Source organism: Phytobacter sp. V91 (genome assembly GCF_965644225.1).
Classification (GTDB): domain Bacteria; phylum Pseudomonadota; class Gammaproteobacteria; order Enterobacterales; family Enterobacteriaceae; genus CBFFRJ01.
In genome coordinates this window covers 1-294 of sequence record NZ_CBFFRJ010000349.1, presented here as the reverse complement: position 1 = coordinate 294, position 294 = coordinate 1, and the positions used below count along the sequence as shown (strand labels likewise).

1 pseudogene is annotated in these 294 nt (G+C 48.0%); it reads left to right on the top strand.

The features are described from left to right. Positions 1–294, top strand: a pseudogene (locus ACSZO4_RS25975) (hypothetical protein); the annotation flags it as partial.

The following is a 294-nucleotide window of genomic DNA, read 5'->3' as shown; positions in this document are numbered from 1 at the left end:
GCACAAGAAACAGGAAGACAGGATATCGCTAATGAACAACTGGCAAAGGCTGTTGAACTTAACCGCCCTGCAATGACGCGAATCAACCGCCATTCATGGCATACTATGAGAGCCAAAGCTTTACGTGCGACTGAACAGGCGCAGGCAGCACAGACCAAACAAGCTGCTAACGATTTCAGGCAGTTGTTCAACAGTGATGTGAGCCATCTCATTACCGTCAACATCAACACATTCCGTATTGAACGTATGAAAGCAAAACCAGCGCCACAACAGCCTACACTGGTTGTTCCGGAA